Source organism: Dorea sp. ICN-14282 (assembly GCF_037890115.1).
Lineage (GTDB): Bacteria > Bacillota > Clostridia > Lachnospirales > Lachnospiraceae > Dorea_B > Dorea_B phocaeensis.
In genome coordinates this window covers 194541-208368 of record NZ_JBBKBH010000003.1, presented here as the reverse complement: position 1 = coordinate 208368, position 13828 = coordinate 194541, and the positions used below count along the sequence as shown (strand labels likewise).

17 protein-coding genes and 1 riboswitch are annotated in these 13828 nt (G+C 42.7%); of the genes, 14 read left to right on the top strand and 3 right to left on the bottom strand.

Features of this window, described 5'->3' with window-relative positions; genetic code table 11:
- The first annotated feature begins 80 nt into the window (after nucleotides 1-80).
- The 8 genes from WKT00_RS09550 to cytX all read left to right on the top strand — a co-directional run bounded on the left by WKT00_RS09550 (nucleotide 81) and on the right by cytX (nucleotide 7154).
- Nucleotides 81-455 (top strand): BlaI/MecI/CopY family transcriptional regulator, encoded by a 375-nt coding sequence (locus WKT00_RS09550; protein WP_101695775.1) that lies wholly within the window; start codon nucleotides 81-83, stop codon nucleotides 453-455.
- Entirely contained in the window at nucleotides 456-1949 is a 1494-nt protein-coding gene (locus tag WKT00_RS09545; protein WP_101695776.1) for a M56 family metallopeptidase, read from the top strand. It begins immediately after the preceding gene.
- Nucleotides 1950-1966: 17 nt separating this feature from the next.
- Nucleotides 1967-2077, top strand: a riboswitch (TPP riboswitch).
- Between the two features lie 45 nt (nucleotides 2078-2122).
- Nucleotides 2123-2788 carry an energy-coupled thiamine transporter ThiT gene (locus tag WKT00_RS09540; RefSeq protein ID WP_101695777.1) on the top strand — a complete coding sequence of 222 codons (666 nt, stop codon included), beginning with the start codon at nucleotides 2123-2125 and terminating at the stop codon, nucleotides 2786-2788.
- A gap of 65 nt (nucleotides 2789-2853) precedes the next feature.
- A complete protein-coding gene (gene thiM, locus WKT00_RS09535; RefSeq protein ID WP_173814715.1) occupies nucleotides 2854-3675 on the top strand; it encodes a hydroxyethylthiazole kinase in 822 nt (273 codons plus the stop codon).
- Nucleotides 3662-4315, top strand: coding sequence for a thiamine phosphate synthase (gene thiE, locus WKT00_RS09530; protein WP_340263325.1), 654 nt, complete (start codon nucleotides 3662-3664; stop codon nucleotides 4313-4315). The genes thiM and thiE overlap by 14 nt, the downstream gene beginning before the upstream one ends.
- Complete coding sequence (locus WKT00_RS09525; protein WP_340263323.1) at nucleotides 4312-4989, top strand: HAD family hydrolase; 678 nt, start codon at nucleotides 4312-4314, stop codon at nucleotides 4987-4989. Before thiE ends, WKT00_RS09525 begins: the two co-directional genes overlap by 4 nt.
- A 135-nt stretch (nucleotides 4990-5124) precedes the next feature.
- On the top strand, nucleotides 5125-5979 hold the full coding sequence (gene thiD, locus WKT00_RS09520; RefSeq protein ID WP_101695780.1) for a bifunctional hydroxymethylpyrimidine kinase/phosphomethylpyrimidine kinase: 855 nt from the start codon (nucleotides 5125-5127) through the stop codon (nucleotides 5977-5979).
- Between the two features lie 5 nt (nucleotides 5980-5984).
- Complete coding sequence (cytX, locus tag WKT00_RS09515; protein WP_340263320.1) at nucleotides 5985-7154, top strand: putative hydroxymethylpyrimidine transporter CytX; 1170 nt, start codon at nucleotides 5985-5987, stop codon at nucleotides 7152-7154.
- A gap of 78 nt (nucleotides 7155-7232) precedes the next feature.
- Here cytX and WKT00_RS09510 read toward each other — a convergent pair whose 3' ends face one another.
- Nucleotides 7233-8489: a serpin family protein gene (locus tag WKT00_RS09510; protein ID WP_340263318.1), complete on the bottom strand. Its 1257-nt coding sequence runs from the start codon at nucleotides 8487-8489 to the stop codon at nucleotides 7233-7235.
- A 185-nt stretch (nucleotides 8490-8674) separates the two neighbouring features.
- Between WKT00_RS09510 and rsmH the strand changes: the two genes are divergently transcribed.
- The 5 genes from rsmH (at nucleotide 8675) to WKT00_RS09485 (ending at nucleotide 11864) form a co-directional block, all read left to right on the top strand.
- Nucleotides 8675-9718, top strand: coding sequence for a 16S rRNA (cytosine(1402)-N(4))-methyltransferase RsmH (rsmH, locus tag WKT00_RS09505; RefSeq protein WP_101695783.1), 1044 nt, complete (start codon nucleotides 8675-8677; stop codon nucleotides 9716-9718).
- A gap of 25 nt (nucleotides 9719-9743) precedes the next feature.
- Nucleotides 9744-10706, top strand: coding sequence for a calcium/sodium antiporter (locus WKT00_RS09500; RefSeq protein ID WP_173814711.1), 963 nt, complete (start codon nucleotides 9744-9746; stop codon nucleotides 10704-10706).
- A 256-nt stretch (nucleotides 10707-10962) separates the two neighbouring features.
- A complete protein-coding gene (locus tag WKT00_RS09495) occupies nucleotides 10963-11094 on the top strand; it encodes a hypothetical protein (protein ID WP_274602433.1) in 132 nt (43 codons plus the stop codon).
- A 67-nt stretch (nucleotides 11095-11161) separates the two neighbouring features.
- The gene (locus tag WKT00_RS09490; protein ID WP_145995112.1) at nucleotides 11162-11524 is read left to right on the top strand and encodes a hypothetical protein; all 363 of its coding nucleotides are present in this window, start codon (nucleotides 11162-11164) and stop codon (nucleotides 11522-11524) included.
- Between the two features lie 19 nt (nucleotides 11525-11543).
- Complete coding sequence (locus WKT00_RS09485) at nucleotides 11544-11864, top strand: MGMT family protein (RefSeq protein WP_340263313.1); 321 nt, start codon at nucleotides 11544-11546, stop codon at nucleotides 11862-11864.
- An 8-nt stretch (nucleotides 11865-11872) separates the two neighbouring features.
- Here the strand turns inward: WKT00_RS09485 and WKT00_RS09480 are convergent, their stop codons facing one another.
- A complete protein-coding gene (locus tag WKT00_RS09480; protein ID WP_340263312.1) occupies nucleotides 11873-13168 on the bottom strand; it encodes a sensor histidine kinase in 1296 nt (431 codons plus the stop codon).
- A gap of 66 nt (nucleotides 13169-13234) precedes the next feature.
- Nucleotides 13235-13510 (bottom strand): LytR/AlgR family response regulator transcription factor, encoded by a 276-nt coding sequence (locus WKT00_RS11825; protein WP_445292933.1) that lies wholly within the window; start codon nucleotides 13508-13510, stop codon nucleotides 13235-13237.
- Between the two features lie 55 nt (nucleotides 13511-13565).
- Here WKT00_RS11825 and WKT00_RS09475 point away from each other — a divergent pair, with 55 nt between their 5' ends.
- On the top strand, nucleotides 13566-13793 hold the full coding sequence (locus WKT00_RS09475; protein WP_173814707.1) for a hypothetical protein: 228 nt from the start codon (nucleotides 13566-13568) through the stop codon (nucleotides 13791-13793).
- Nucleotides 13794-13828 lie beyond the last annotated feature (35 nt).

The window sequence follows — 13828 nt, the reverse complement described above, 5'->3', positions numbered from 1 at the left end:
TTTTTTTGATATGGTGTTGACTCTTCTACAAGTGTAGAGTATAATAATTCTACAATAGTAGAAGAAGGAGGGAGAAGGACATGAAAGTGATCAAGCGATTGCCGGAAAGCGAACTTGAGATCATGCAGATCATCTGGAAGGAGACAGCGCCGGTCTCCAGACTTTTGATAGAAGAAAGGCTTCAACAAGAACATCCTCTGGCGCCGACCACCATATTGACACTTCTGACACGCCTGTGTGAGAAATCCTTTCTTGAGATGAAAAAAGAAGGACGCACCAACTATTATTATCCAGTCATAACAGAGAAGGAATATCTGGCGTCTGAGAGTCGATCTTTTTTAGACAGACTATTCCAGGGATCTGTAGCAAATTTTGCGGTGGCACTCAATGACGGTGGTGTGAAGAAGGAGGAATTAGAAGAACTGAGACAGCTTCTTGAGAAAGGAGAGATCTAAATGACAGATACAGGAATCATATTTATGATGCGGATCTTTTGGGCTGTATTTATGGCATTGATGCTGATAGGCGGCTATCGGGGATCCTGTAATGTGGAGAATGGAAAGGCAACACCGATGCGGGTGCGGACAGATGATTCACTGGTGTGGCTGGATCCGCTTGTGTTTCCCATTGTGATAGGAATTATGGCTCTGATCATGTGTCTGTTTTTAGATGGAGAAATGCTGGCAGAGCAGTTCTTTTCCTACATTTTTGATACGTTTTTCTTCCTGAATGCGTATTTCCTTTTCCTGCTGCTCTTCCTGCCGGTGCTCAGGAAATATTATGCGGCAAAAATGTGTGCAACGCTTTGGCTGGTTCCGATTTTTCTTTATTATCAGCCATATATCTTTTATCAACTGTCACAGGGCAAACAGATCATGGTCTGTTACATCCCCAAAGAAATCATCTTTTTGTTGTTGGGAATCTGGCTGCTGGGATTTGCAGTTTTTATGCTGTGGCAGATCCTGTCGCATGTTCAGTTTTCAAGACTTCTGAAAAAAGATGCGGGAGAGGTAGAAGATCCGGAATTAAGAGAGAGCTTTGAACGGGAAAAAAAGAAATTGAATTTTTCCGAGAGTTTTACGGTTGGACTGAAGTATTCTAATCGAATCAAAACCCCTCTTACGGTGGGAATGATTCAAAAAAATATGGTGATTTACCTCCCGAGGAGAGCCTATACAACAGAAGAAGCTGCGTTTATCTTCCGGCATGAATTATGTCATATCAGAAGGCGTGATACACATACAAAGTTTTTCTTAAGATTCTGTAATGCATTTGGATGGATGCATCCTTTTGCGTGGATTGCGGTGAAGAGAGCAGAAGACGATCTGGAGTTATCCTGTGATGAACTTGTGTTAAAAGACGAAAATGCAGCTGGGAGAAGAGTGTATGCTAATTTGCTACTTACGGATACGGGAGTATCAAGTGGATTTACTACGTGCCTTTCTAGGAGGGCGAAGACGCTAAGGTATCGGATGCGGGAAACGATGCAGGAGAAAAAGAAAAGACGGGGGCTGTGGATTCTGTTTTTGGTGATGTTTCTTAGCTGCTTTTTTCCGGGGCGTATGATATTTGCGACAGATCGCACCACAGTTGGGGAAGTCTTGGGAGAACATATCCACGATATCAAGGAGGTTACTTATACTTACAGTAGTGATCATAAGAATCAACAGAAGCTGCAACGGGCAGAAAACAGGGAAGAACTTTTGGAATATCTGTCAGATCTGGAGATAGAGAAACTGATAGGCGATTATGAGGTGCCCTGTCAAGAAGAGGGTCTGCGTATATTTCTAGAAACAAAAGATCAGAATTGTACCTTTGTGATAGAAGGAGAATATATAGTATGCTATGTATATGATATAGAGTCCAAAGAAAACAGCAGGATACAGTATCATGTGGTTGACAAGAACTGGTTTTCGCATTATGATAAGAGAGCATGTGGGAACACATGAATATAAAACAGAATAAAGATTGATGACAAGGGAGCTTGCACGGAAGCGGGCTGAGAGTGGGCTGACACCGCCCAGACCTATAACCTGATTTGGATAATGCCAACGTAGGGATGCGTTTATAAGGGATTTTTGAATCTCCTTTGTCTTCAATCGAAGACGAAGGAGGTTTTTTTATGTTCAATTTTTTAGTGAATGCAGAAGGAGGGCTTACGACGGCGGGATATGCTGTCAGCATCATAGCAGGTGTGCTTTTGTTCGTGTTGGCGCTTGTGTTTGCCGGTAAGACTTCAGAAAAAAAGAAAATGTCTACAAAACAGTTGGTGTTCTGCGCAATGGCAATGGCGCTTGCATTTGTAACATCTTATGTGAAGGTGTTTTCCTTGCCGTGGGGTGGAAGCGTAACTCTTTGTAGTATGTTGTTTATCGTATTGGTTGCAAACTGGTACGGAGTGAAGACAGGTGTCTTAGTAGGTCTTGCCTATGGAATTTTGCAGTTTATTCAGGAGCCTTTTGTACTCTCCTTTTTCCAGGTTTGCTGTGACTATGTTCTTGCATTTGCGGCGCTTGGTCTGGCTGGATTATTTGCAAAGAAGTCCCACGGTTTAATTAAGGGATATATTGTGGCGGTTCTGGCAAGAGGCGCTTTTCATGCGCTTGGCGGCTACTTGTACTGGATGGATTATATGCCGGATAATTTTCCAACCGCATTGAAGAGCATTTACCCGATCGCTTATAACTACAGTTTCTTACTTGCTGAAGCATTAATCACATTGATTATTATCTCTATTCCGGCAGTTTCAAAGGCATTGGATCAAGTGAGAAAGACTGCATTATCCTAGAGGAAATTAAGAAGAACAAAGTGGATTGCGTAAACAGATCAAAAGAGAGAAAGAAGGAATCAAAGATGTTAGGAGCTTATGTTGAAAATGTAAGAAAGAATACACCGCTGGTACATAACATTACAAACTATGTAACAGTAAATGATGTTGCAAACGTTCTGCTGGCGTGCGGTGGAAGTCCGATCATGTCAGATGAACCGGAGGATGTGGAAGATATTACCTCCATCTGTGGTGGCTTAAATATCAATATCGGAACCTTAAATCAGAATAGTATTAAGGCAATGTTCTTAGCCGGAAAGAAAGCGCAGGAACTTGGACATGTACTACTTCTTGATCCGGTGGGAGCGGGAGCGAGCGCCCTTCGTACGAATACAGCAATTAACCTGATGAAAGAACTTTCTTTCGATGTCATTCGCGGAAATATTTCCGAGATTAAAACGCTGGCTCTTGGAAGTGGTACGACCAAAGGCGTGGATGCGGATGTGGCGGATGCAGTGACCGAGGAGAATCTCGATGAAGCAGTTGCCTTTGTAAAAACATTTGCAAAAGAAGCAGGATGTATCGTGGCAGTGACTGGAGCCATTGATTTGATCAGTGATGGAGAGGCGTGTTATGTGGTAAGAAACGGACGTCCTGAGATGGGAAAAATTACAGGGACAGGATGTCAGTTGTCTGCACTTATGACAGCATTTCTTGTGGCAAATAAAGAGGACAAGCTTCCGGCAGCGGCAGCAGCAGTCTGTGCGATGGGACTTGCAGGAGAGATTGGCTTTCGTCATATGAAGCCGGAGGATGGAAATTCCACGTACAGAAACCGAATCATTGACGCAATTTATCACATGGATCAGGAGACTTTGGATCAAGGAGCAAACTATGAAGTGCGATAAGAGATGCGAAGAAAAAGATTTGCTTCTCTATGCAGTGACAGACAGAAGCTGGCTGAATGGAAGAACGCTTTATAGTCAGGTGGAAGAAGCCATCAAAGGCGGAGCAACATTTATTCAGCTGCGGGAAAAGGAATTAAATGAAGACGCCTTTTTAGAAGAAGCAAAAGAAATCAAAGAATTGTGCGCTCGTTATCATGTGCCTTTTGTGATCAATGACAATGTGGAAATTGCGCTGGCGATGGATGCAGACGGTGTTCATGTGGGACAAAGTGATATGGAAGCTCTGGACGTGCGGGCGAAGCTTGGACCGGATAAAATTATCGGAGTGTCAGCGCAAACGGTAGAGCAGGCGCTGCTTGCGCAGAAGCATGGAGCAGACTATCTGGGCGTAGGCGCAGTGTTCACAACCGGTTCCAAGGCAGATGCCGATGATGTGAGCCACGAAACGTTAAAGGCAATCTGTGACGCCGTTGATATTCCAGTGATAGCTATTGGCGGAATCGGGATTCACAACGTCATGGAGCTTGCAGGAAGCGGAATCTGTGGGGTGGCAGTCATCAGTGCAATCTTTGCTCAGCCGGATATACAGGAAGCAACAAAAGTATTGAAAGAAGAGACACAAAAGATGGTGACTGCATGATAAAAGGAGCAATTTTTGATGTAGATGGAACCATCTTAGATTCTATGAGTATTTGGGATGAGGCGGGAATTCGCTATTTGAAGTCCAATGGCATTGAGGCACCATCAGATCTTGGAGATACCTTATTTGCCATGACCATTACAGAAGCGGCTGATTATCTAAAAGAAAAGTTTGCTCTGAAGGAGACGACGGATGTTATTGAACAGGGCATTCTGGATACCGTGAAAGATTATTATTATGAAGAAGCACCGCTGAAAAGTAAAGTAGTGGAAATTTTAGATATACTGAAAAGAGAAAACATTCCTATGGTGGTGGCTTCATCCAGTGAAAAAGCGCATATTGAAGCAGCGTTTCAAAGGCTTGGGATCCTTAAGTATTTTCAGGCGATTTATACTTGTCAGGAAGTAGGTGAAGGAAAGAGTAGCCCTCTGATCTTTGAGAAGGCATGTGAAGAGCTGGGAACAAATCCAGAGGAAACTTACGTGTTTGAGGATGCGCTTCATGCAATCAAGACGGCGAAGAAAGCCGGATTTCGAACGGTTGGAATCTATGATCGATATAGCGAGAAAGACCAAAAAGAGATTCAGGGAACAGCAGATATTTATATCGAGAGCTGGGAGCAAAGTTCAAAGCTGTGGCAGGGGTTGAAAATAACGCTGAAAAGGAATCGGTAAACAGGTAAATAGGTAAGGATATGAGGAATAAGGCGGCAGATCGGGGGCACCACTTTCTGTCGCCTGTCTTAAAAGACAGTATAAAATTAATGCATATTTTTTAGAGAAGTTCAAAGGGAAAGAGGAGAAAAGAACATGAGAACAGCATTAACAATCGCTGGAAGTGATTCCAGCGGAGGCGCCGGAATTCAGGCAGATATTAAAACAATGATCACAAATGGTGTGTATGCCATGAGCGCAATTACAGCGCTGACTGCCCAGAATACGACTGGCGTAACAGGGATTATGGAGGTGACTCCAGATTTTTTAGGCGAACAGATGGACAATGTTTTTACAGATATTCGGCCGGATGCGGTGAAGATTGGAATGGTATCATCCGCGGCTTTGATTGAGAAAATTGCAGAGAAGTTAAAAGAGTATCAGGCGGAAAATATTGTGGTAGATCCGGTGATGGTAGCGACCAGCGGAGCAAAGTTAATTCAGGAGGATGCAATTGAAGCATTGAAAATACATCTGCTCCCAATAGCGACGGTGTTAACACCGAATATTCCGGAGGCGGAAATTCTGTCCGGAATGAAAATAGAGAATGAAGAAGCTATGATAGAGGCGGCGAAAAAAATCAGTGAGAATTATCATTGCGCAGTTCTTTGTAAAGGCGGACATCAGCTCAACGATGCCAATGATCTGCTGTATAGTGAAGGTGAATTTCGCTGGTTTTACGGAAAACGTATTGATAATCCAAATACCCACGGTACAGGATGTACCTTATCAAGCGCAATTGCTTCGAATCTTGCGAAAGGTTACGCGTTGGAGACTTCTGTGGAGCGGGCAAAAGATTACATTTCCGGAGCCCTTGGCGCGATGCTTAATCTTGGCGCCGGAAGCGGTCCTATGAATCATGGTTTTGATCTGAAGAGTGATTTTATTGAGAAATGTGGTAATAGTCAGCAAACATGTGAGAATGTGTTGCAAAGAGATAAGGAGGTATAGAGAGAATGACAGAGAAGAGAACCTCCTTATGGGAAAATGGATTGATCTGGTTTGGCGCAGGCGTATCCATTGCGGAAATTTTAACTGGAACCTATCTTGCGCCTCTTGGTTTTGGGAAAGGGCTTGCGGCAATTGTTCTTGGCCATCTAATTGGCTGTTTGATGTTGTTTTTTGCAGGAGTGATCGGTGGAAAAGTAAGAAAAAGCGCAATGGAAACCGTTAAGATGAGCTTTGGGCAGAAAGGAAGTCTGCTTTTTGCGTTCTTAAATGTGCTTCAGCTTGTAGGGTGGACAGCGATTATGATCTATGACGGAGCGCTTGCGGCGGATGGAGTGTTATCCGCGGGACGCTGGGTGTGGTGTCTGGTCATTGGTGTGCTGATCGTTTTGTGGATTGTGATTGGAATTACCAATCTTGGCAAAGTGAATGTCATTGCTATGTCGGCGTTGTTTGTGCTGACTCTGATTTTGAGTAAGGTGATTTTCCTTGACAGCGGTGCGGTTGGAATGGCAGCGGACGAAAGTATGACGTTTGGTGCGGCTGTGGAACTGTCTGTAGCCATGCCGCTTTCCTGGCTTCCGCTGATTAGTGATTATACCAGAGAAGCGAAAGCGCCGGTGAAGGCAACTGCCATCAGCGCAGTGGTCTATGGCGTAGTAAGCTGCTGGATGTATGTCATCGGAATGGGGGCGGCAATCTATACCGGCGAGTATGATATTGCTCAGATTATGCTGAAGTCAGGACTTGGCATAGCAGGGCTTTTGATTATCATTTTCTCCACAGTTACAACAACATTCCTTGACGCGTATTCTGCGGGAATTTCCAGCGAATCCATTGTAAGAAAATGGAATGGCAAACATGTGGCGATTGTTGTGACGGTCATTGGAACGGTGGCGGCAATGGTTTATCCGATGGATAATATTACGGATTTCTTATATTTGATCGGCTCTGTATTTGCACCGATGATTGCCATTCAGATTGCGGATTTCTTCCTTTTGAAACGGGATGCCAGCAGTCAGAATGTACAGCTGACAAATCTGATTGTATGGCTGATTGGGTTTATTGTGTATCGAATGTTGATGCATGTGGATATGCCGGTGGGAAATACCTTGCCGGATATGGCGATTACCATGCTTGTGTGCGTGGTTGCTTCGAAAGTAGGAAAAGAAAGATAGGGGAAATATAAGAACTGATAAACCGGTAAAGGGGCTGTGAAATAACAGCCCCTTTTTTCGGCGAAAGAAATATACGGTTCAGGCAACCGCCTTGTGCAATACACCGAGAAAAATAGGTGTAGAGGTATGACAATCAATGATCATGTAGAGGAATGGACGGTCCAAGCGGATCGTCTTTATTTCTTCCGGTGGAATCATGGACATTTTTGCAGTCATTTCTGCCGCAGAGGCAGCGCCCGCTTTTGTTCCTGTTTCTGTGACGTTGATATGGGTTTTGTGGAGAATTCTTCCGATACAGATATTTCCGTCTTCGTAGGCGCCAAGGTCAGAAAAATCTGCGCGTTTATAGTCAAAGGCATCGGTCATTCCCATATTTTGAAACATTTCGGCCATATTTGTGTCAGAGCCGGATTCAAATTTAGGAATAGATGCTTCTACCGTTGTAAGTTCTGAAGTTGTAAGGAGATTCCGAAGCTGTTCTCCGGTTAAGGAAGCAATATAATCTTCCATGGAAATGCCCTCGTTCGGCAAAAGAGCAGCAAACGCATAGTCTCCGTTTGCATAATATTTCAGAAAACCGGAAGCCTGCCCGTCTTTTAAGTATTCGTATTCAGAAGAATGGAGATATTCGACCTCCTCGGTTGTTCCGTCTTCTCTCGTAAAGGTTCCCTGATCCACCTTATCTTCAGTATAAGGCGCCTCCCAGTCTGCTTCAAAAGCAAGTGCATTGACAAGATACATGACAGCCTCGTCAGGAATTTTATCAAGAAGCGTTGGAATCATTTCTTTGGTATGCACAGAAGTCCAGTCGTTAATAGCGTTAACGGTGGAGTTATCAAAAGGAGCTTTATAGATACCCGCTTGGAAATAATCTGCGTTTGTCTGCAGAAAATCAGGTTTTACAGTCAGTTTTTTATCCTCTTTTAACCAAATGCTGTTTGCAAGGTGAAGTGCTGCGTGTTCATCATCGGTTAATTGCTTTGCATAAGCATGGAGATAAGGATTGAGTTTGCTGACCGGAAGACCAAGAACCTCTTCCATCTGGGTAAGCGTATCTCCCACGGCGCCGTTTGCAGTCATGGTAAGCGCAAGCTCTAGAGAAAGAGGAGAAATCAATAGATTTTCCTTATTCGTAATACTTTCCTGCAATAATCGTACTGCAAAATCCGTGGAAGAAAGAAGTGTTTCCTCTGTTAGCGCAGTGTCCGTTTGAATTTCGGCAGCTTTTACATCTTTCATTAAATCGACTGCCTTCGATGAACTGCTGCATCCGGAAAGAAATAAACTGCCGGTCAGGAGCAAGGTCAGAGCGGCTGCTGTTAATTTTTGTTTCATAAAGAACCTCCTTGTTGGTTAATCTGCTGAGTAGTTTCAACTACTTATTGTGGGATCATTATACTATACTTGCGTCAGGAAAGAAAGCAATCGGAAAGAAATGGAAAATTGTTTTACAAGTAGATGGTGGAATGATAGAATAGAAAAGAAACTTATATGATAGAAAGATAAGGAGTGTAATCTCGATGGAAGAGAAGCAGCATAAAAGACGTGTGCGTTATTCAGGAACGCATCCGCGAACATATAAAGAAAAATATAAAGAGCATCAGCCGGAAAAATACGCAGATACGATTTCCAAAGTGATTTCAAAAGGGAGTACGCCGGCGGGGATGCACATTTCCATTATGGTGAAGGAAATTTTAGATTTTCTTGATATTAAGCCGGGGCAGCAAGGTCTTGACGCTACGCTTGGATATGGCGGACATACGAAAGAAATGCTAAAAAGCCTAAATGGAGAAGGGCACATTTATGGGTTGGATGTGGATCCGATTGAATCTGCAAAGACAAAAGAACGTCTGGAAAAACAAGGGTTTGGAGAAGACGTATTAACCGTAAAGCTGATGAATTTTAAAGATATCGATAAGGTGGCAGAAGAGGCTGGAAAGTTCGATTTTATTTTAGCAGATTTGGGAGTGTCTTCTATGCAGATTGACAATCCGGACCGAGGATTTTCTTATAAGGTGGAAGGTCCTTTAGATCTTCGTTTGAATCCGCAGAAAGGAATCAGTGCGGCAGAACGCATCCGTAATATTTCTGCGGAAGAGCTGACGGGAATGCTGATTGAAAATGCGGATGAACCTTATGCGGAGGAAATTGCCGACGCAGTTGTGACTAGACAGAAACGTGGAGAGAAAATCGTTACAACAAAAGATCTTCAGCGCGTGATCGAGGAGGCATTATCGTTTCTTCCGAAAGGGGAGCAAAAAGAAGCGGTGAAAAAATCCTGCCAGAGAACCTTTCAGGCGCTTCGCATTGATGTAAATCAAGAGTATGAGGTGCTGTATGAGTTTTTAGAAAAGCTTCCGAGAGTGCTTGCATCGGGAGGACGTGTGGCAATTTTGACGTTCCACTCAGGAGAAGACCGTCTGGTGAAAAAATCATTTAAGCGTTTCTTAAAAGAGGGGGAATATGCAGAAGTTTCCAAAGACGTGATCCGTCCGTCACAGGAAGAGTGCGTGAAAAATCCGCGCGCCCGTTCTACGAAAATGAGATGGGCGATTAAAGCATAAAACAAAGGAAGATAGGGGAGAAAGAATGGATTATATATTATTACTTTTAGGATTTTTATTACTGATTAAGGGAGCGGATGCGTTTGTAGACGGAAGCTCCAGTGTTGCAAAAATTTTGAAGATACCGACCATTATTATCGGACTTACAGTGGTTGCTTTTGGAACAAGTATGCCGGAGTTTTCTGTCAGTCTGACAGCAGCAATGAAGGGAAGCAACGATCTGGCGGTAAGTAATGTGCTTGGGTCAAATATTTTTAATCTGCTGGTTGTCCTTGGAGCCTGTTCTTTGATTCAGCCGGTACAGGCAAAGAGCTCATTGTTGAAAAAAGAGTTTCCATTTTCCATATTTATTGCAGTAATTCTGCTTCTGCTGAATTCTGACTTCTCCATCTCTAAAGTATTGGAAGGGGAAGGGACTTTTACGCTTGGAAGATTAGGCGGAATTTTATTTCTGATTTTATTTGCAGTCTTTTTGTATGCGACAGTGAAAACAGCACTTCGCGCTAGAGATGAGATGGTAGATGAAGAGGAATATAAGGTTATGAGTCCGATAAAGAGCGCGCTTTATATTATTATCGGACTTGCCGGAATCATCTGGGGCGGAGATCTTGTAGTAGATAGCGCATGTAATATTGCAGAGACATTCGGATTAAGCCAGACATTTATCGGACTTACGATTGTGGCGGTCGGAACGTCCTTGCCAGAGCTTGTAACGTCTATGGTTGCTGCCGGAAAAGGAGAAAATGATCTGGCAGTCGGTAATGTAGTCGGATCAAATATTTTCAATATTCTTCTGATTCTCGGAGCGTCTGCGACGATCAAGCCAATTGCACTCGATATCACAGCAGTCTATGACACGCTGATCTTAATTGCAGCAAGCCTGATCGTTTATCTCTGTGCGCTTAGTAAACGGGAGATTAAAAAAGGAGAAGGAGCAATCTTTCTTTTATGTTATCTCGTATTTTTTGTGTATGTATTGACTCGGTGATTAATTTGGGACGGAGTAAATTTCATTTTACTCCGTCCCAAATTGCGTTTTGCCCTGTCCCAAATTTTCCCATATTTACAAGGAGCCTAAGAAGCACTATAATATATTCACATTTATATTTTAGTTCTTAGAATTTTATCGAGGAATATTCTGATTCCAAATTCTAGGGCAGATTCAAATGTCTATCCACAAATTCTGTGGACGTATCCAAGAAAGAGAAAAGTTAATATAACAAGAGAGAAAGTGAGGAAATTGCATGGGAAAAAGTAATGCGGCGGTGAAAAACTGGATTTCTGTAAAGGAGCGTTTTGCGGACTTTTACAATGGCACAGTATTTGATGGAAGGCAGGTGGTGAGAGCGGAAGAATTGCAGAAGATTTCCGATTAATCTAGTGGACGTCGGAAGACTGGGGAGGTTGGATGGATTTCAAACAGATCTACAAGTGGTATTCGGAATGATAAAATATAAGGGAAGTAAATATAAAAAAGAAATACAAAGTTATGTAAATGAACATAGAGAATATTTTGGGTGTCTCAGCTGGGATGATTTTCTTGCCATTCGTGAGATGATGAACCTAAATAAAAAGATGGAGAAAATATTAGAAAAGGAGAATAAGGAGGTTGTAGATATGTGTGGATCCTTAGATGCGTTATGTGAAGATTATAAGGAGGAAGGAAAAGTTGAAGGTTTTCAGCTCGCGGTAAAAATCTGTAAGGAATTAGTGCAATGTGCAAATATTACAGATGAAGAACTGGCAAAGAAGTACCACTGTACGGAAGAAGAGGTCACGAATGCCAGAAAAATGCTTGCAGAGTAACGGGAGAATTATGACTACTATGAAAGAGAAAAATGCATACGAGAAAATCTATGATGTGATTCGTGAAATCCCAGAAGGAAAGGTGGCATCTTACGGTCAGGTGGCAGAGCTTGCCGGAAATCGCAGGTGGGTGCGAGTAGTGGGCTATGCGCTTCATGCACTTCCGTCCGGAAGTGATGTGCCTTGGCATCGGGTAGTAACGAAGGAAGGAAAATTATTTTCCTGCAAGGACGGAAGTGGCTGCAATATTCAAGCGGCATTGTTGAAAAAAGAAGGGGTAAAACTTGCGGCTGGAAAGGTGGATATGGAGCAGTTCCAGTGGCGCAAGAGATTGCTGTAAGAAATAAATTAACCCTGTATCATAATCGTCACTGTAAAGGTATCATTGGTATAAGAGATGTCCATATCGCCGCCATATTTTTCAACAATAGTCTGTACGCTTCGAAGCCCGATTCCGTGGGCTTCTTTTTCTGTCTTGTCCGTAAGAAACCGTCCGTTTTTTACGAGGACTTCGTTGGCTTTCGCATTTGTAATCTCATAACTGAAAAAGCCTTTTGTATATCTGGCTTTCAGTGACAGCGCCCTTTTAGATGTTTCCGGGACTTTGCGGAGAGCTTCAATGGCGTTGTCAATGGTGTTTCCAAGGATGGAACAAAGGTCAATGTCATCGATTTTCGGAGACGTTTCTAAATCGATCTGAAAATCATATTGGATATTGGAGTCCAAGGCAAGTTGTTCTTTGCTGTTTAAAACGGCGTTTACAATTTTATTAGGACAATAAACTTTAAGATTGGAAGCAAATTCTTGATTTAATTCTTGAAAATATTCTTTTGCCTGTTCAATCTCATTGTCTCTTAAAAATGTGCCGATGATATTCAGATGATTTTTCATATCATGCCGAAGTCTTCGCACCGTCTGTTGGTTCTGTTCCAGTTCTTGGTAGTAAGACTGCTGGTATTGGAACGTTTCAAGCGCCATATCAGAGCGCACCGTCTTTGCCATATAAGTGCATAAGTAGCAGCCAAGGGTTGTGAAAACACAGGCGACACAAGCCGGATACGCGGTGTAAGAATGTGCAGTTTCCGTATTTTTGATGACAGTTATAATTCCGGTAAAGGAAGTAAGAGCCACCAGATCAAGCACGATCCACATGCGGGGAAGTAAAAGTTTTACCGTATAAGAGAGCCAGTGCTTCACCAACCGGTACAGAAGATACCAGATAGGGAGGCGAAGGGCTAACGTTGTCGTATGTAAAACTGTCTGCACGATGGAAGAAGGCGTACGATCAAAGGCATAAACCCAAATGAGATGACCGATATCCTGCGTAATATAGTTAATAGAAACAACCACAGGGAAGATCGAAATCGCTGCAGATAATTTCAAGTACCATTCATTTTTGAATAAGAGAAAAATAATCAATATAAAACAAAAGAAGAAGCCGACAGTGCCTGTCAGTTCTTCCGGATAAACTACAATATTTGCGGAGCTAAACAACAGTAATACGGAAAAAGCGGTGGAGACCGGATGCTTCCACCTCGGTGTTAGGAAATTTCGCACGACAGAGAAAATCAGATAACCGAAAAGGATACTGATCATCCAGAGTATAATTGTTTCTGCCAAGTATGGCACAGTCCAAGTCATCATAATGAAAACCTCACATTTCTTTCGTGTAAATAAATTTCACTATATCGGAAATTAAGAAACCTCACGTTATTGGAGCATGAATTTTGCAAATGCAATAGATAGCGCAGATTTGCAGGATCGACTGACGGGAAGGGATTCACCGTCTACGATTGCTTGATTTCCTTGAATCTCACTTAAGTATTTTAAATGAATGAGAGAACGATTGTGAATGCGCACAAATGCGTCGGAAAGCTTCGTTTCCAAATCATTTAATTTGTCATAAAAATCATAAGTTCCGTTATCTGTCACCACCCGTACGATACGTTTGTCGCTGGTAAAGTAGCGGATAGAACTTAAAGGAATACGGATAGCGCCGGAACTTTATCTTTCATCCCATGCCCTCTTTCCGTCAGGATATATGGAATATTTAATGGAGGTGCTGAGTATCAATCGGCACCTTTCTGTAGTTTCAGGCGAGAAAACAAAGGCAGATGATTGGGTGGGAGAAGCAGAAGTGTGGAGGATTGTAAAAGAACAGATACAGGAAATATGCGGAGGTGTTGAAGAAAAAGCGTGTCAGGTGTTGGAAGTAAGAAGGGACGGGGAAGTCGTTGGATTGGTGGTGAGGATAGGTGTGTACAATTAATAGATTTTTGTATATACTGAATATAATATCTTGTT